The organism is Methylophilus sp. DMC14 (assembly GCF_056314085.1).
Window position 1 is genome coordinate 1 of record NZ_JBQUZA010000006.1, and the last position, 16,747, is coordinate 16,747.

Annotated in this window: 23 protein-coding genes; 20 read left to right on the forward strand and 3 right to left on the reverse strand. The window is 50.7% G+C overall.

Annotated features, from left to right (window positions below; genetic code table 11):
• The first annotated feature begins 131 nt into the window (after positions 1 to 131).
• The gene (locus ACT53C_RS11805; protein ID WP_476146373.1) at positions 132 to 650 is read left to right on the forward strand and encodes a class IV adenylate cyclase; all 519 of its coding nucleotides are present in this window, start codon (positions 132 to 134) and stop codon (positions 648 to 650) included.
• A 230-nt stretch (positions 651 to 880) separates the two neighbouring features.
• On the opposite strand, the gene ACT53C_RS11810 is transcribed toward ACT53C_RS11805, so the two are convergent.
• The gene (locus ACT53C_RS11810) at positions 881 to 1,081 is read right to left on the reverse strand and encodes a hypothetical protein (RefSeq protein WP_476146375.1); all 201 of its coding nucleotides are present in this window, start codon (positions 1,079 to 1,081) and stop codon (positions 881 to 883) included.
• Positions 1,082 to 1,553: 472 nt separating this feature from the next.
• Here ACT53C_RS11810 and ACT53C_RS11815 point away from each other — a divergent pair, with 472 nt between their 5' ends.
• The 12 genes from ACT53C_RS11815 (at position 1,554) to ACT53C_RS11870 (ending at position 8,263) form a co-directional block, all read left to right on the forward strand.
• Positions 1,554 to 2,111, forward strand: a complete 558-nt coding sequence (locus tag ACT53C_RS11815) for a hypothetical protein (protein WP_476146377.1) — start codon at positions 1,554 to 1,556, stop codon at positions 2,109 to 2,111.
• Positions 2,112 to 2,541: 430 nt separating this feature from the next.
• Positions 2,542 to 2,766, forward strand: coding sequence for a hypothetical protein (locus ACT53C_RS11820; protein ID WP_476146379.1), 225 nt, complete (start codon positions 2,542 to 2,544; stop codon positions 2,764 to 2,766).
• An 84-nt stretch (positions 2,767 to 2,850) separates the two neighbouring features.
• Positions 2,851 to 3,165, forward strand: coding sequence for a hypothetical protein (locus ACT53C_RS11825; protein ID WP_476146380.1), 315 nt, complete (start codon positions 2,851 to 2,853; stop codon positions 3,163 to 3,165).
• A 78-nt stretch (positions 3,166 to 3,243) separates the two neighbouring features.
• On the forward strand, positions 3,244 to 3,570 hold the full coding sequence (locus ACT53C_RS11830) for a hypothetical protein (protein WP_476146382.1): 327 nt from the start codon (positions 3,244 to 3,246) through the stop codon (positions 3,568 to 3,570).
• Between the two features lie 112 nt (positions 3,571 to 3,682).
• A complete protein-coding gene (locus ACT53C_RS11835) occupies positions 3,683 to 4,015 on the forward strand; it encodes a hypothetical protein (RefSeq protein ID WP_313987814.1) in 333 nt (110 codons plus the stop codon).
• 14 nt (positions 4,016 to 4,029) lie between these two features.
• Positions 4,030 to 4,398 carry a VOC family protein gene (locus tag ACT53C_RS11840; protein WP_194747767.1) on the forward strand — a complete coding sequence of 123 codons (369 nt, stop codon included), beginning with the start codon at positions 4,030 to 4,032 and terminating at the stop codon, positions 4,396 to 4,398.
• A 36-nt stretch (positions 4,399 to 4,434) separates the two neighbouring features.
• On the forward strand, positions 4,435 to 4,863 hold the full coding sequence (locus tag ACT53C_RS11845) for an EamA family transporter (protein ID WP_194747765.1): 429 nt from the start codon (positions 4,435 to 4,437) through the stop codon (positions 4,861 to 4,863).
• Positions 4,864 to 5,008: 145 nt separating this feature from the next.
• Positions 5,009 to 5,644 (forward strand): hypothetical protein, encoded by a 636-nt coding sequence (locus tag ACT53C_RS11850; RefSeq protein ID WP_476146385.1) that lies wholly within the window; start codon positions 5,009 to 5,011, stop codon positions 5,642 to 5,644.
• 59 nt (positions 5,645 to 5,703) lie between these two features.
• A complete protein-coding gene (locus tag ACT53C_RS11855) occupies positions 5,704 to 5,931 on the forward strand; it encodes a hypothetical protein (RefSeq protein ID WP_275355444.1) in 228 nt (75 codons plus the stop codon).
• Positions 5,932 to 6,090: 159 nt separating this feature from the next.
• Positions 6,091 to 7,314: a PQQ-dependent sugar dehydrogenase gene (locus ACT53C_RS11860; RefSeq protein WP_275355443.1), complete on the forward strand. Its 1,224-nt coding sequence runs from the start codon at positions 6,091 to 6,093 to the stop codon at positions 7,312 to 7,314.
• A 92-nt stretch (positions 7,315 to 7,406) separates the two neighbouring features.
• Positions 7,407 to 7,787: a hypothetical protein gene (locus tag ACT53C_RS11865; protein ID WP_379076006.1), complete on the forward strand. Its 381-nt coding sequence runs from the start codon at positions 7,407 to 7,409 to the stop codon at positions 7,785 to 7,787.
• A gap of 38 nt (positions 7,788 to 7,825) precedes the next feature.
• Positions 7,826 to 8,263, forward strand: a complete 438-nt coding sequence (locus ACT53C_RS11870; RefSeq protein ID WP_476146388.1) for a hypothetical protein — start codon at positions 7,826 to 7,828, stop codon at positions 8,261 to 8,263.
• Positions 8,264 to 8,306: 43 nt separating this feature from the next.
• Here ACT53C_RS11870 and ACT53C_RS11875 read toward each other — a convergent pair whose 3' ends face one another.
• On the reverse strand, positions 8,307 to 9,140 hold the full coding sequence (locus tag ACT53C_RS11875; RefSeq protein ID WP_194747762.1) for an outer membrane protein assembly factor BamD: 834 nt from the start codon (positions 9,138 to 9,140) through the stop codon (positions 8,307 to 8,309).
• A gap of 46 nt (positions 9,141 to 9,186) precedes the next feature.
• Between ACT53C_RS11875 and rluD the strand changes: the two genes are divergently transcribed.
• The 6 genes from rluD (at position 9,187) to rimO (ending at position 14,668) form a co-directional block, all read left to right on the forward strand.
• On the forward strand, positions 9,187 to 10,317 hold the full coding sequence (rluD, locus tag ACT53C_RS11880; RefSeq protein WP_476146390.1) for a 23S rRNA pseudouridine(1911/1915/1917) synthase RluD: 1,131 nt from the start codon (positions 9,187 to 9,189) through the stop codon (positions 10,315 to 10,317).
• Entirely contained in the window at positions 10,317 to 11,045 is a 729-nt protein-coding gene (gene pgeF, locus ACT53C_RS11885; RefSeq protein ID WP_476146392.1) for a peptidoglycan editing factor PgeF, read from the forward strand. Before rluD ends, pgeF begins: the two co-directional genes overlap by 1 nt.
• 158 nt (positions 11,046 to 11,203) lie before the next feature.
• Positions 11,204 to 11,869: an HAD family hydrolase gene (locus ACT53C_RS11890; protein WP_476146394.1), complete on the forward strand. Its 666-nt coding sequence runs from the start codon at positions 11,204 to 11,206 to the stop codon at positions 11,867 to 11,869.
• The gene (locus ACT53C_RS11895; protein ID WP_313987786.1) at positions 11,866 to 12,294 is read left to right on the forward strand and encodes a hypothetical protein; all 429 of its coding nucleotides are present in this window, start codon (positions 11,866 to 11,868) and stop codon (positions 12,292 to 12,294) included. The genes ACT53C_RS11890 and ACT53C_RS11895 overlap by 4 nt, the downstream gene beginning before the upstream one ends.
• A 97-nt stretch (positions 12,295 to 12,391) precedes the next feature.
• Entirely contained in the window at positions 12,392 to 13,321 is a 930-nt protein-coding gene (locus ACT53C_RS11900; RefSeq protein ID WP_476146396.1) for a ZIP family metal transporter, read from the forward strand.
• A 12-nt stretch (positions 13,322 to 13,333) separates the two neighbouring features.
• A complete protein-coding gene (rimO, locus tag ACT53C_RS11905) occupies positions 13,334 to 14,668 on the forward strand; it encodes a 30S ribosomal protein S12 methylthiotransferase RimO (RefSeq protein WP_379076028.1) in 1,335 nt (444 codons plus the stop codon).
• Between the two features lie 146 nt (positions 14,669 to 14,814).
• On the opposite strand, the gene ACT53C_RS11910 is transcribed toward rimO, so the two are convergent.
• Entirely contained in the window at positions 14,815 to 15,156 is a 342-nt protein-coding gene (locus ACT53C_RS11910) for a hypothetical protein (protein ID WP_476146398.1), read from the reverse strand.
• A 135-nt stretch (positions 15,157 to 15,291) separates the two neighbouring features.
• Between ACT53C_RS11910 and gltX the strand changes: the two genes are divergently transcribed.
• A complete protein-coding gene (gltX, locus tag ACT53C_RS11915; protein ID WP_476146400.1) occupies positions 15,292 to 16,695 on the forward strand; it encodes a glutamate--tRNA ligase in 1,404 nt (467 codons plus the stop codon).
• Positions 16,696 to 16,747: the final 52 nt, after the last annotated feature.

The window sequence follows — 16,747 nt, forward strand, 5'->3', positions numbered from 1 at the left end:
GCAGAGCAAATATGGCTGGCTCTAACCCATAATTCAAGCGGGACGCCTAACGGCGCCCCTTAATTCAAACGTTAGGCCCACACAAACAACCGCTTAGCTATTCGAATACAAGCGAGTACCAGCCACACATCATGGCCCGAAACATTGAAATCAAAGCGCATATCGAAAGCGTTGAGTCGTTGTTGCCTAAGGTTGCAGCGATTGCAAACGAAGGCCCAATCGAGATAATTCAAGACGACACGTTCTTCACTTGCGAGAACGGAAGAATGAAGTTGCGCGCCTTCTCAGAAGAGAAAGGTGAGCTCATTTTCTATCGGCGAGCGAACCAACAAGGACCCAAAGAGTCGTTCTATGTTCTTTCGCCAACATCGTCTCCCGGAACACTTCGCGAAGCTCTATCGCATGCCTATGGGCAAGTGGGGCGAGTAGGGAAGGTCCGTACATTATTCATAATCGGTCGCACACGAGTGCACCTCGATCAAGTAAAGCATTTGGGCCACTTTCTTGAGCTGGAAGTTATTCTCCAAGATGATGAGTCGCCAGAAATTGGCATTCAAGAGGCTCACGATCTTATGGCCAAGCTAGGTGTCAAGCCATCCCAGCTCATCGAGGGCGCCTATGTTGATTTGCTATCGCAACGAGGTTTATAGGTTCAAAATACCGGTGAAATACATGCAAAACCCCATTCGCACACACCGCTGGCCTAACTGGTTGTTCAAGCTGACGCCAACCTTGCGGTTGGTTCCCTCCAGTCGCTGCGCTCCTTACGGCGCAGCTTAACGAGGGCGTTAGGCCTCTGGCTGGCGCATCTATCTAGGCCCATTGCGCGTAGCTCCAGGTCGGGTGTAGTGGCTCAAGCCGCAGCACAAGCAGCCCGCAGTCATGGCGTTGCCATCACTGCTTGGCTTCTGGCAAACTCTCTGGCAATGCAATAACAAGGGTGGGGTGCTTCAATGCCAAGCATCTGTCTAGCAAACATGGTTTGTGGCGGCTCCACGCTCTTCCACTGCGCGCCGCAGCCTAACTGTGCGGTCAAGCGGACGCCAACACTGGCCATGGCCAGTGTTGGTGCCCTACGCACCTTCGGTGCTCCGGCGCCGCTTACCTTGAGCGTTAGCCTATTGTCATGCTTAACAAGAATCCCCGCAAATTTGAGCGTGTATGGTATTTGTTAAACATGCTGGCTTTTATTGCATATTTTATTTTGCTTTATCTTTAGAACCTGCGGATAGAGCCACGCCTGTATCCGGTGCAAATGCGGTTTATCTCGCCACATTGGTTTTTTCTTTTTTAGGGTTATTTATTTACTCTGAGCGAATCCCAAGAAGATACAAGTCTGGATATATTACGAGAGAGGAATATCCCTACGGGTATTGGTTTTTATTAATAGTACTATTTTCGGTAGGCTTTAGTTTGCTATTACGCTATTAGTAATAGTGGGCTAACCCAGCAGTCAAGCGGGACTGGCGATAAGATTCTTTTATGAGAAAATTATTAATAACGAGGGTTGAGCCACCATTGTCGCCAGCCCCTTACTTCAAACGTTAGAGCTTATGAGAAAAATAATTACGCTAACCTTGCTATTAAGTTTTTCGCTATCAGCATTTGCAGATGATCCTAATTTTGCATCTGATAAGGGCACAATTACTGCATCCGATATTCCAAAAGATGCTCCAAAATTTGAAGATTATTTAGTTAAAGAAATCTTTCAAGGCAAACCTGCTTTACCAAAAGTGAATACAAGCCCTGAATTTAGAAATATGAGAACCAAAATCAGGGAAGGAGCAAAAGCAGGAGTAAATTTTGCGGGGCACTACAACCTGATCTTTGTTGGCTGCGGTGCTGGTGCCGTTTGTTTGTCTGCGATTGCCGACGTAAAAACAGGTGATTTATATAGCTCTGATCTATTAGGGTCTATTGAGAATTTCAATATCGCACCAGATGTTGAAGAGCATTTAATTGAATATCGAAAAGATAGTCGGTTAATAAGAGTAATTGGTTTAATTAACGAAGACCAAAACTTAAGAGGTGTGTCATATTTTGTTTGGGAAAATAACAAATTTAAGAGGGTTAAGTTTGTTCACCATCCAAGTGAACATGCTAAGCTCTAACCCATCATTCAAGCGGGACACGCTAAAGCGTGCCCCTTAATTCAAACTACAAAGGCTTCCCCATTTTAAGCAATAGCTATCTGCAATGTTTTTGTGTGTTTTAAGTTTTTCAACGCATAAGTACCTTTTGCTGTAGCCAGTGTTAAGCGAGAAGGTGAAGGACTGCGGTACTACAACCGGTCATATTGGGCATGATTGGCCCGGACCCTGGTGAAAGACGCGCGTCGGGGCCTCATTCGTTAGTCGGGAATTATCATGCTCCCCTAGAATTAATCAGGCTCCCCGGCGCGAGCTCAACCCGCTACACATCAAGGCCTGGCAGTTCAGCTGCGATTCTGAACAGCTTCCCGTTTGCTCTATTAATTAAAAATTAGTAAAGTCTCTTACAATCACTTGTGAAACCAACACAACAATTATTGAGCACCTAAATATGAATCTGCCCGTAAAAACAAAACAATATATCGCCTTTGTCTCATTTTCTTTTTGGATACTGGCAATTCCAGGTTGCACTTCCCAGTCGTGGTATGAAGGGGTAAAGCGCGGCGCTGAGAATAATTGCCGCAATCAGCCGCCGAGTGAGGTTGACCGTTGTTTAGAGAATTTGAACAAGAAAACCTATGAAGAGTATGAAAAAGAGCGCTCTAATCAAAAATAGCTGGCTTGTCGCAGCGCTCCGGTTAGGTTCTGTCTAAGGGCGCCGTGGGTACACTTTAGAGTCCAGACTTCTTTCCAAGACGTTATGCAGCTGTTCGTCAATTTGATGCGCCGTTTGGTAATGTGGCCGTTTCGGAGGAGAGATTTTTCAGCCATTGCCAATATCGGGCCTCAAGAGTTTGACTGTGTTTTGCCCCAGCTTGAGCAGACGGGCTGGAAAATTTATGCGCGTTACGGAGGCTTTGATGCGGGCATTGATTACGACTGCATCCGCTTAAAACGGGCTGGCATAAAGCTAAAATGTGAGTGGGATCCTTATGATGAATGGCGCATTGAGGGGCCGGTAGAGGTCATTGAAGCAATTGCAATTCAGTTTGATCTTCTCGCAATATCTGAGTGAGGCGGGGCAATATGAAATCGGGTTGCGGAAAAAGTCATCAACTAGTGGCTGCGGATCGCGCCAGAGTATAAGGGGCGTATGGCGGTTTCAACATTTCAAGCGATCAAGTTGGCGATTGTGAGTGTCACGGGCCTTTCAAAAGACGCATTGCATATCTACGTTGGGTTGATGGTATTTTTTGCTGCGATGTGCATTTTTCGCAGGCAGGTGCATCGTTTTATGCCCTTACTCGCTGTGTTTATCGTGGCCTGGTGTGGTGAAGTGCTAGATATGCGGGATGACCTACATAGCTTGGGATATTGGCGCTGGGACGCCAGTTTGCATGATGTGATCAATACGCTCTTTTGGCCGTTTGTAATTGCGCTGTTAATGCGCAAAGGTTGGTTATTTAAACCGCAACCTTAGTTAGAAACTTACGCGGGTTTGATCGTGAGTTCGAAAAATCCCTGCTGGACGCGTGCAAGTATAGCCTTTACCATGAGCATCAATGTATTGCGTTAAGGCAGAAAGGATACACGTGGCCATTCAGTTTTTACCCATTCTTAAAGCCGTTGCGCCTTACTTGGCACAGGTGGCAACGGCTGCCATTCCGGCGTTTACTGCCAAGCCTGAGGCGGAAAAGGTTGATCCTGTATTGACCAAGCAGATTGAGGAGTTACAGACAGCAACGGTGCAGAATGCCGAGTCTATTCACTTGCTGGCAGAAAAAATGCAGCAGGCCATCCTCGCTCTGGAAGACGCCGCTGAGGAGGCCAGAACACAGGTGGCGACATACAAGACCATGTTGTTTTTGTCGTTGGGGTTATCTGCGACAACAACGATCGCGATGATCTATTTACTGGTTAGATAGCGAAAGGGGCTGAAATGTCAACTCTCCAGGTCACTGAAATCAAGGCGTTTGTGCCTAGCAAAGACTTTGCGTTATCCAAGCAGTTTTATCTTGATTTAGGCTTCAAGATGGCTTCTGAGGGTGGCGGAGTAGCTTATTTTCACTTTGAGCATGTGAGTTTTTTGTTGCAGGATTTTTGTGCAGAAAATCTGGCAGAAAACTTTATGATGCATTTGCTGGTCCCGGATGTGGATGCCTGGTGGCAGCAGATTGAGCAAACGGGCATCGTGCAAAAATATGGCATCAAGCTCTGGCCGATACAGTTGCAGCCATGGGGGATGCGCGATTTTTGTCTGACAGATCCTTCCGGCGTGTTGTGGCGCATCGGCCAGAATGTGGATTAAGTCGCTTTAAGTTTATATAGGACGGGGAGGGCGTCAATGACGGGGGATTGGTTTTTCTGGGCAGCGCTGTCAGCCTGTTTTGCCGCCTTGACGGCGATTTTTGCCAAGGTCGGTATTCAGGGCATAGACTCAGACTTTGCAACGTTGATTCGTACCGTGCTGATTACGCTGGTGCTGGCGCCCTTTGTCTGGCTGGCCGGAAAGTGGAGTAACCCCTTGAGTTTGCCGGGCCGTGCCTGGCTATTTTTGAGCTTGTCAGCACTGGCGACGGGCGCTTCCTGGCTGTGTTACTTCCGTGCCCTGCAATTGGGTGATGCGTCGAAAGTGGCACCGGTGGATAAATTCAGTCTGGTGCTGGTTGCACTATTTGCCTGTCTGTTTTTGGGTGAGCGCTTGTCTTTGCGCGAGTGGTTGGGCTTAGCACTGGTTGCCGCAGGCGTGTTGCTGCTAGCCCTGAAGCGTTAGTTGTACCCAGGGCTGATAGCCCCAAATGGCTATTGCTTGCGCTGTGAATTTATTGATAAATGCATGCGGTGATCACGGCGAATGAAGCTTTTTATGCTTGATGACGTGATGCCTAGCCAACAAACCAGCGTTGAAAGTATTCAGCATGCCATCTTCACTGTCCTTTTACCGTGCTTTTGCCGTCACCCTGGCCTTAGGGTTGGCTGGATGTTGTACGCCTAAGCCGACCAGCATTACCCAGCCTATCCCCCTCAAATCTGCCGCGGAATCCAGTGTGGCTTTGCATGTGGTTGGTGTTTACCAAGGCACATTGCCGCCAGAGGCAGACCAGCGACCTTGGTGGGCGCAATGTCAGGCAGCCAGGGCGGCAGCGGGCAAGTTGGGGCCACTTGTGCCAGGCGAATGCGATGCGTTTTTACTGGCGGGTCGTGATCAGCGCATAGTCACTGTAAATATCACTGACGATAGCAAACCCATGATTCTGGGTCTGATGGCTTATGAGCCTGTCACCTGGCATATTCAGCTGGCGCCGGGTGTGGTGATTCAGAAAGTCATCCTGGGGGCTTATCACACGCAACGTATCGTCGGGCTGGATGAGGTGCAGGTGGACGTATACAGCTATGACAATATTGCTTGCCCGCGCTGCATTCAAAAAGGGCACGCGCTTTATTCCTACGAACATGTCCCGCTGGAAATGGAGTTAGTGGCAGGCATGCGGGCGACTTCGTTTCAGGGCAATTATATGGGCGGCACTTACCAGATTTTTAAAGGCATGCAGTAGTCTATCCGTGCAGCCCACTTTACAATGCTGGCTTTAAGTATTTGGGATTGGGTGACGCTGTGTTGCGAGGTTTAATTTACGGGTTAACCATTTTGCATTTAGGTCCAGGCTTTGCCTTTGCCGTGGTTGCATTTGGGTGCGATGCGTCTTTTGCCGCCTTGCAGGGGGTTTGCCAGCAGGACGCATTTGCCGCCTTTATTCAGCTCACCTTGATCGCTTGGGGCGTACTGATCGCCGGACTATTGCTTAAAATTTATATCACAAATTACTTTAATAAAAATAAATAACACATTGTTTAAAAGTAACTTTTAATTTTATTTTTAAACTTTTTTAGCAAAGGCTACTCGAAAAAATAAACTAATAGGGAGCCTTCATTGCATTATTCACTCAAAAGCGCGTGCCGTGCCTCGCGCGTATCTTTGATTCATTTTTTCTTTGTTTTGTTAGTGTCGGGTTGGTTGGGCCAGGTGCAGGCAGACGATGCGACAGTGCCCAAGTTATTGCTCTCTGGCAGTGATGCTGCCCAAGCAGATAAAGAGGCAAAGCAGGAGCCGGAGACACCAAAGATTGTGTCCGTGTTTGGGACGCAAGCCCTCAAAGAGTATAAATTACCGTTTGAGGATCAGTACCCGACGGGCCCGTTTGAGCGCCTGGATAAAAAACTATTCCTGTTTATCAGCAAGTGTGGCGAGGTTTATTTTGTTCGCCAGAATGAAACCATGGAGCTGGTGAAGCCGGGCAAGCCGCTGGCGAAGTTTATTCCGGGTGAAGAAACTTCTGCCGATGAAAGTAGCAGTAAATCGCTGGTGTATTGCCGTGAACTGTCGGGTGTCAAGGATTCATTACTGGTGGGTAAGACACTGTATGTGGCTTATACCGCCTGGGATCAGGCCAATAACGGCGTACGACTGGCTGTCAGCGAATTTGAGGTCGACGTAGAGAACAGCGAAGTCAGTTTTAACCGCGAAATTTATATTAGCCGGCCGGCGATGAAAGAGCCAATACTCGGGCATCAGGTGGGTGGCAAACTGGCGCTGGGCGAAAACGAGCGGACCTTGTACCTGAGCATAGGCGATTTTTCCAAACCCGACCGTGTGCAAGACAAGACCACCTCGGTTGGCAAGGTGATTCGTATAGACTTGCAGCGCTTGAATGCAGAGGTGTATGCCAGTGGTTTCCGCTCCCCCTCTGGCGGCTTGTATTTTGACCGCGACAGCAATGAGTTATGGTTGACGGATCATGGCCCCAGGGGCGGCGACGAAATCAACCTGATCAAACGCGGCAAAAATTATGGCTGGCCGATTGTCAGTTATGGCACTATTTACGAGCGCGACGGTATGAGTGGCTATTATGGCAACAAGTTTAATAGCCACGAAGGCTACGAAAAACCGGCCATGACGTTTGTGCCTTCCATAGGCATCGGCCCGCTAGTGAAGTATCCGGCCACTGGCCGCAATGATTTTTGGGACCATGATTTGTTTGTGGCTGGCATGGGTAATACTACGCTGTATCGCGTGCGCAAAGAGGGCACGACTCTGGTGTATGCCGAACCTGTGTTAAGTGGTTACCGGATTCGTGCCATCCAAATTGACCAGAATGGGACGTTTTATCTTAAAACCGACCACAATCAATTACTGATTTCCGAGCAGGAGCCGCCTGAGTCCAAATAGCACGGACCAGGGAAACCAGGAGGGGCGAAAATGATAGCGGTGACGAGCTATAAACATCGTGGGTGCTATGCAGTGGATGGTGAGGTGAGCGCATGTTCAAATCAGCGCTCATGATTACGGCCATGATAGGTGCCCTGTTGGCAGTTGGCTTTGAGCTATATGCTGCGCGCGGATTTGCTTTTTTGGAAAGCGCGAGCGGTTTGCTGATCACTTTATGGACGATAATCCCTTATCTGACGCTGCATGCAGGCTATTATTTTTTTGAGCATCCGCGCATACAAAAACAATGGTTGAGCTTTAGCGTGATTGAAGTGGCTGTCGTCGCCTGGCTATATTTCCAGACTGTGGTCATGTATCCCGATGCGCAGGGCGGCCTGATTTTCCTGTTTTTGCCCGTCTGGCAGGGGACACTAAATATGCTGGTTGGCATGCTGCTGTACTGGCGTCAATCGCGCTTAAATCGGCTGCCTTAACCCGGTATCTTTTCATTCAGTGCGCAATTTCCTGCCCTATGCCTAAATTTATCGTGGATTGTTTGCGCTATCTGTGGGCCGCACCTAATACCGTACTTGGATTGCTCTTTGCCAGCCTGCTCATGCTGACGGGCGCGCGAATGCAACAAGTGGCGGGCGTGCTGGAAGTCTCTGGCGGTTGGCTGGCCAGCCGCTTGGCCCGGTATAGCGGCTTTGCTGCGATAACATTCGGTCACGTGGTGCTTGGCTATTCCGCGCATGCTTTGCAGCAGTTGCGCGTACATGAGCATACGCATGTGCGGCAAGCTGAATGCTGGGGCCTGTTTTTTATTCCGGCCTATTTGTTGGCTGGACTGTGGCAGCTTTTACGTGGGCGCCATGTCTATCACGATCATCCGTTTGAAAAGGCAGCTGTGGCCGCTGAATGCCGTCACTTTAAGCGCTTGCCGCAGGCAGTCATCACGAATGGGCAATAAAAAAACGCCAGCAGACTGGCGTTTTTTAGGGGATGGAAGGCGCTTAATACAAGCTTTCCCAGAATTTCCACCAGACTTTTTCTTCTTCCTGAACCTTACCGGCAATCATAGGATTATCAGGATAGTTGGTTTTTAAAACACGCAGCGCTTCATTTTTCAGGTCTGTCATGTCCATGGCATCGTAAGCACTGATTTCCATGACCAGCGCATCTTCGATGGAGCTGGAATTGGGATAGGTCTCAAGCACATAGCGAGCACGGTTGAGTGCGGCCACATAGGCTTTGCGTTGCATGTAATAACGCGCGACATGCATTTCGTGCAGTGCCAGTGTGTTGACCAGGTAAATCATGCGCTGAGTGGCGTCGTTTTTATAGCGGCTGGTAGGGAACCGTTCAACCAGTTCTTTAAAAGCGTTAAACGAAATACGCAGAGTTTTGGGGTCGCGGTCGTTAATTTCTTGCTTGGTATATTTTTCAATGACGCCGCGCTCGTTAAAGGTGGCCAGGCCCTTGAGATAGTAGGCGTAATCGAGGTTGGGGTGATTAGGGTGGAGCTTGATAAAGCGGTCTATCGCAGACAGGCAAAGAATCGGTTCTGATTTTTTGTAGTAGGCATAAGCAACTTCGAGTTGGGACTGTGTCGCATACGCACCATGCGGATAACGTGCCTCCAGCTTCTGGAAGTACTCAATCGCCTTGTCATAGTTACGGTCAACCATTTTTTCCTGGCCCGTGGCATAAAGGCGTTGTTCGCTCCAGCCTTTGGTTTCGTCAGGGGGATTCGGATTGCCGAAAATGGCACAGGCACTCAAGGCCAGCGCGCCAATCAAAATAAAAGCACGCGTGAACAGGGTGTTAAGCGGTAAAATGCGAAGCATGTTGATTTATGTTGTTTTATCAAGGGAACTCAAAGCATTATAACTGATGCTGTTTGAAAATATGAAAGAAAGCACCTCCTTACAGCTGGTCGTCCCTAGCAACCTTGGCGGGCAGCGCCTGGACCTGGCCTTGCAGCAGATGTTGCCAGACCATTCTCGCAGCCGCCTGCAAGCCTGGATTAAAGAAGGTCTGGTCTTGCTCGATGGTAAGGCGCCCACGGCCAAAACCAAGGTGTGGGGGGGCGAGCGACTGGTGGTGACTCCCCCTAAAAATGCGCAGGACAATGCGTTTGAGCCAGAAGACATTGCACTGGATGTCGTATACGAAGACGATGCACTGATCATTATTAACAAGCCTGCTGGTCTGGTAGTGCATCCGGCGGCCGGCAACTGGAGTGGCACCTTGCTCAATGCCTTGCTGTTTCACTGGCCGGCGCTCAAAGAGGTGCCACGTGCCGGTATTGTGCACCGGCTGGACAAGGATACCAGCGGTTTGCTGGTGGTTGCCAAAACGCTGGAAGCACAGACCAGCCTGGTGCGTCAGTTGCAGGCGCGCACGGTTAAACGTGAGTACCGGGCCATCGTTTGGGGCCAGTTGTGGCGTAATGGTAAGGTGGATCAGCCGATAGGGCGCCATCCGCACCACAGAACCAAAATGGCGGTGGTGCGACGAGGTAAAACCGCCATCACGCATTACGAGATCCTTGAGCGGTTTGGCACCAATACCTATTTGCGCTGTAACCTGGAAACCGGTCGTACCCACCAGATCCGCGTGCATTTGCAGCATCTGAAAGCGCCTATGGTCGGTGATCCGCTGTATGGCATAGGCAATATTATTCCGCACAAGATGATGACGCCGGAATTGCGTGAGGTCATCGGCAATTTCAAGCGTCAGGCCTTGCATGCGATCAAGCTCGGCTTGATTCACCCGGTGACGAATGCGCCCATGGAATGGCAGATTGAGCTTGCGGATGACATGCGTGAACTGCTGGACGCTATGCGCACGACCGACTTGCCCGATGAGCCGCTGGCGCCTGTCGATTTCAATGTGGATGAAAACGGCTTGTTCATTGGTGAAGATGACGAAGACTGGGGCGATGAAGATTTTGACGAGGATCTCGATGCTGAGCTGGATGAGGATGCCTGGGATGAAGAAGGCGAAGAGGGCGAGGCATAATGGCTGATTTGCCTGTTATTTTGCCTGATTGGCCCGCGCCTGCTTGCGTGAAGGCTTTGCAAACCACGCGTCTTGGCGGTGTTAGTCAGGGCATTTATGCCAGCCTGAACCTGGGGGATCATGTCAAGGACTTGCCTCAGCATGTGGCGGCCAACAGACAATTACTGAGTCCCTATTTGCCGAGTGAGCCGGTGTGGCTTAACCAGGTGCATGGGGTACGTGTGATAGATGCGGCGTTATCCTCATGTCTGGAAAGCGCAGATGCCAGTTTTAGCACCCGCAAACAGGTGGTCTGCGTCACCATGACCGCCGATTGCCTGCCAGTATTACTCTGTGATCAGGCGGGGAGCATGGTGGCGGCTGTGCATGCAGGCTGGCGCAGTTTGTGTGACGGGGTGATAGAAGCGACGGTAAAAGCCATGCCGGTTGAGCCCGCCAGGCTCATGGCCTGGTTAGGTCCGGCCATTGGCCCGCAAGCGTTTGAAGTGGGGAGTGAAGTGCGCGCGCAATTTATGGCGCAAGATGCGCAGGCAGAACATGCATTTCAGGCGCAAGGCGAAAAATGGCTGGGAGACTTGTATATGATTGCGCGACAACGGCTTTCCAGGCTAGGAGTAACGCAGGTATATGGCGGTGGACGCTGTACTTATCGTGAAGCAGAGACGTTTTTCAGCTTTAGGCGTGATGGCGATACCGGGCGTATGGCCAGCTTGATTTGGCTGGAGTAGTGTATTTCGCCATAGTGGATGCAGCGTCAGGCACGAACGTATTGGATCCTCACGGGGATTGATACGCTTGAGTATGACAATACTGCGCTATTGCAAGCTGGTTTAAAGAGATCGATCTCTGAGTGCTCTCTGGCTCAACCCAATATATTATTTAAATAATGAAAAAACATCTGATTTTTGACCTCGATGGCACGCTCATCGATTCCGCACCCAGTATTCTGCATTGTTTTGAGTTGGCTTTTCGTTCAACCAATACGTCACTCAGGATGGCGTTGGGCAATGAGGTGATTGGCCCGCCGCTCATGGAGACGCTTAAACGGCTGTCTGGCAGCGAGGATGCGGCTGTGTTGACTACTTTGGCTGCAGCTTTCAAGCAGCATTATGACAGCACGGGTTATCAGCAGTCGGTGGTGTTTGATGGTGTTCCGGCCATGCTGCAGCAACTCAAGGCAGAGGGCTATACACTGTATATTGCGACCAATAAACGCTTTGATCCGACTGAAAAAATCATGGCCTATCTGGGCTGGCAGGATTTTTTTGCGGGCGTCTATGCACTGGATTATTTCAGCCCGGCATTAAAGTCTAAAGAGCAGATGATAGGGCGCGTGGTCGCCGAGCATGATTTAAAAATCCAGGATTGCCTGTATATCGGTGACCGTCTTGAAGATGGCCAGTCGGCCGAGGCCAACCTGATGGACTTCGTGCTGGTGACCTGGGGCTATGCCGGCGATGTGGCCTTGCGTCAACCGCATTGGCAGTGCTGCGACGCTGTGCCTGACTTGCCTGCCCTGGTGGCCGGGCTATGCGTGGATAGTGTCTTATGATGAAAAGATTGCGCGCCAGACGGCACCCGGCAAATACACCGGGGGAGGTGAGCGCTACGCGTAGTACATTGCGCGCCTGGCCACAAATGGTATTGTTCGCGGTGGCTTTGCTTTGCTTGTTTTTACTGGGGCAGCATTTCCATTGGGATACGCGGGTACTGGCGGCGGTCACACTGTTGTTCGGCCTGTTGTCGGGGTTGCTGGTGTGGCTGGTCGGCGTGATCGGCCTGGTGCCATTGATTGGCCCCATCATTGTCAAGGTGCTCAGCTTTGGCTTTATCTGGCTGCTCAATGCCGTAGGTTACCTGATGTCTTACATTGCCATTCGTCGTGGTTACTCACGGGATGTGTTGACCTACCGCGGATTAACCATGGCCTTGCTGATCGGCATTGTGATTGGCTACATCATTGCGCAGTTTATTTGAGCCAGGTGACCTGGCATCTGCACGCGTTAACTAATTGTTTATGCTTTGTTTTTTTGATAACTCACGTATAATGCGCGGCTTCCTTTAATCACTCGGCATGCTTGCTTTGATCCCTTTGTTGACTGATATTTCGCCTTTTACCGGCATGATGCTGGCCTGTTTGTTAGGGGGCGTGCTCAGTGTGTGTGTCGCAGCCCTGTTTGCGCTCAATGCTCAAAAGCATTGGGTGCCTTTGCTGGTGAGTTATGCGATTGGCGCCTTGCTGGCCGCGGTGTTTCTTGAGATTTTGCCGCACGCGATTGAAAGCAGCCCCAATATCGAGGCGATGACCGGTACCATGCTGTTTGGTGTGCTACTGTTTTTTACGCTGGAAAAACTGGTGCTGTGGCGGCATTGTCATGGCGAGCACTGTGAAATACATGCCATGCATGACGAGGCCCATTGCCCCGAGTTACATCCAGGCCAGCCTGTTACCAAAAAGCCGCAAGGCGCAATCAAGTTCAGATTGCCCGCGGCGCAGCCTAGCCAGATGATAGGGCATCCTCATTTACATGGTCACGCGCACGGCCATGATGGTGGCCGCAGTGGTTTGATGATCATGGTAGGCGATACCTTTCACAATTTTGTTGATGGCATCCTGATCTGCGCGGCATTTATGGTGGATATGCAGGTGGGCGTGGTGACTGCACTGGCGATTATCGCCCATGAGATTCCGCAGGAAGTCGGCGACTTTCTGATTTTGTTACATTCCGGCTACAGTAAACAAAAAGCCTTTTTGTTCAATATTGGCTCCAGCCTGGCCACCGTGCTTGGCGGTATCATTGCGTATTTTGCGCTGCATGCGGTGCAGCACTGGGTGCCCTATATCTTGAGTCTTGCCGCAGCCAGCATGCTCTATGTGGCGGTGGCGGATCTGATTCCAGGCTTGCACAAGCGTACTGCATTGCGCGATACCATGAATCAGTTATTGTTAATTGTGTTGGGGGTGGCTTCAGTTGCCCTGACCAAATGGTTGGTAGAAGGTTAAGAGGGAAGCATCATGCAAAGTTCACCTAAAGTTGGTTTCGTCTCATTGGGTTGCCCCAAAGCAGGCTCCGATTCCGAGCGTATCCTGACCCAATTGCGGGCCGAAGGCTATGAAATCAGCAACAGTTACGAGCAGTCTGACCTGGTGGTGGTGAATACCTGTGGTTTTATTGACTCTGCGGTGCAAGAGTCACTGGATGCGATTGGCGAGGCGCTCAACAAAAATGGCAAGGTGATTGTGACCGGTTGCCTGGGCGCGAAAAAAGACGTGGTCACGGACGCACACCCCAGCGTGTTGGCCGTGACTGGCCCGCATGCCCTGGAAGAGGTGATGGGGCATGTACATACACACCTGCCCAAACCGCACGATCCCTACACCGACCTGGTGCCGCCGCAAGGCATCCGTCTCACGCCCAAGCACTATGCTTACCTTAAAATTTCAGAAGGTTGTAACCACCGTTGCAGCTTCTGCATTATCCCCAGCATGCGCGGCGATTTGGTCAGCCGTCCGATTGGTGACGTGCTCAATGAGGCTGAGAGCTTGGTGAATGCCGGCGTTTCCGAAATTTTGGTCATTTCGCAGGATACCTCTGCCTATGGCGTGGACATGAAATTCCGCAAAGGCTTCTGGAACGGCAGGCCAGTTAGAACGCATATGACCGAACTCAGTAAAGCCTTGGGCGAGCTGGGCGTTTGGGTGCGCTTGCACTATGTGTATCCCTACCCACATGTTGATGACGTGATCCCATTGATGGCAGACGGGGCGATTTTGCCGTACCTGGATGTGCCGTTCCAACATGCCAGCCCGGCGGTGCTTAAAGCCATGAAGCGTCCGGCCAGCAGTGAAAACAATCTGGCCCGGATCAAGGCCTGGCGTGAGATTTGCCCGGAAATCGCTATCCGTAGTACCTTTATTGTCGGCTTCCCCGGCGAGACTGAAGATGACTTTAAAATGCTGCTCGACTTTATGGAAGAAGCGCAGCTGGACCGCGTCGGCTGCTTTGCCTATTCGGCAGTGGATGGGGCTACGGCCAACCATTTGCCTAATCCGGTGGCTGAAGAAATCAAACAGGAGCGCCTGAGCCGCTTTATGGAAGTGCAAGAGCGCATCAGTGCCGCCAAGGTGGCGGCTAAAATCGGCAGCCTGCAAACCGTGCTAGTGGATGAACTCACTGAAGATGACGATGGAAACATCATCGGTATTGCCCGCACCAAGGCAGATGCGCCCGAAATTGATGGCATTGTTTATCTGCAAGATGCAGATGGCTTGAACCCGGGTGATTTTGTGGATGTACAGATTATCGATGCGCAAGGCCATGATTTGATCGGGGCGCCACCGGAGTTTTAGGGCTGCTGGGCCAAGGCGTTGATTCAGGCCCGCTTAAATCAGGCAGGTTTTTTTAAGCAGATCGCTGTCGTAGTGTTCAATCAGTGTTGAGATAAAAGGTTGACGCGTTTCAGCTTGGGCAGGCAACGGCCTTGCCTAGCGTCTTTTTAAATGGCGAGCTGTGGCCGTTCGCTATCCGCGCGTTCAGCAAAAATATCGGTGGTAAACGGACAGCGTGTGAGCTTGGTGGCTGCATTTTTTTTACGTTTGTTGGCTTGTTGCAAGTTGACGTAGGGTGTTTGACTCAGGCGGATGTAGCCGGATTGCAGTAGCTTGCTTGCTGTGGTCTCAAACTGACTGAGCGGATTGTCCATATTTTGCAAGGTGATGCCCTGTTTGTGAACAGCCAGCACGTGATACAAGACGGCAATGTGGCCATCGGCGTCTGGCTTGCCATAGAGCTCGCCTACATGAATTTCCAAGTTTGTATCTAATGGAGAAGTTTGCATACGCGCATCTTAGCGTGATTTTAAACCAGCTTCAATGCGTCCTCTGCGCCCACGGCTTCAATCTTAACCAGACTAAACACGGTGTTGACAGGCGGCATGTTAAAATGCACGCCTGTTTTAATTTCAAGAGTCATCATGCAAGCTGTTAAAACCCGTTTTGCCCCCAGTCCTACCGGTTATCTGCATATTGGCGGTGCGCGTACCGCCTTGTTCTCATGGGCGTATGCCAAGCGCCATGGCGGCAAGTTTATTTTGCGTATTGAAGATACGGATGTTGCACGCTCCACGCCGGAAGCCGTGCAGGCCATTCTGGATGGCATGGCCTGGTTGCAGCTGGATCATGACGAAGGTCCGTTTTACCAGATGCAGCGCATGGAGACTTACAAAAAAATGATCCAGCAGATGCTGGATGCTGGCCATGCTTATTATTGCTATTGCAGCAAAGAAGAGCTGGATGCCTTGCGTGAAAGCCAGATGCAGCAGGGATTGAAGCCGCGCTACGATGGCCGCTGGCGGCCTGAGCCCGGTAAAGTGTTGCCTGAGCCGCCTAAGGATGTGCCACCGGTCGTGCGTTTCAAGAACCCGACCGAAGGCGTGGTGGCCTGGGAGGATATGGTCAAGGGTCGCATTGAGATTGCCAATGCCGAGCTGGATGACTTGATTATTGCGCGGGCTGACGGTACACCAACCTATAACTTCTGTGTGGTGGTGGATGACTGGGAAATGGGAGTCACGCAAGTAATTCGCGGCGATGACCATGTCAACAACACTCCGCGCCAGATCAACATGCTCCAGGCACTGGGTGCACAGGTGCCGCAGTATGCGCACTTGTCCATGATTTTGGGCGATGATGGTCAGAAGCTGTCCAAACGCCATGGTGCCGTGAGCGTCATGCAATACCATGAAGACGGTTATTTGCGTGAGGCGGTACTCAACTACCTGGCGCGCCTGGGCTGGTCGCATGGCGATGATGAAGTGTTCAGCATGGCGCAGTTCTGTGAGTGGTTTGATCTGGACCATATCACGCCGTCCGCCGCACAGTTCAATACTGAAAAACTCAATTGGCTCAATGCGCATTACATTAAAACCTTGCCCTTGGAGCGGATTGCCGATGAAGTCAAACCCCGTTTGGCTGCATTAGGCGTCACAGAAACACAGTCGTCAGATTTGCTGGCGGTATTGAATTTATACCGTGAGCGTGCCAATAACCTCAATCAACTGGCTAGGGAAATTGCCTTCTTCTACCAGATGCCTGAGGTCAATGAGGCGGATAAAACCAAACATGTGTTACCGGAAACCGCCGGCTATATCGAACTTTTTTTAGAAAAAACTCAAGATTCTGACTGGACTGCCGATATGCTTCACGATGCGCTAAATCAGGTGGTCACTGAGCAGCAGATCAAGTTCCCCAAGCTGGCGATGCCTTTGCGGGTGGCTTTGATCGGCATAGCACAGTCGCCTAGCATTGATCAGGTGATGTCAATTCTGGGTAAAGAGGCTTGTCTGCAGCGCATCCGCGCTTTATTTCCAAAAAAGTAAAGCGCGGGGATTGAAAAAGGAACAAATTAGTACAATCATAGTCACTATGAGG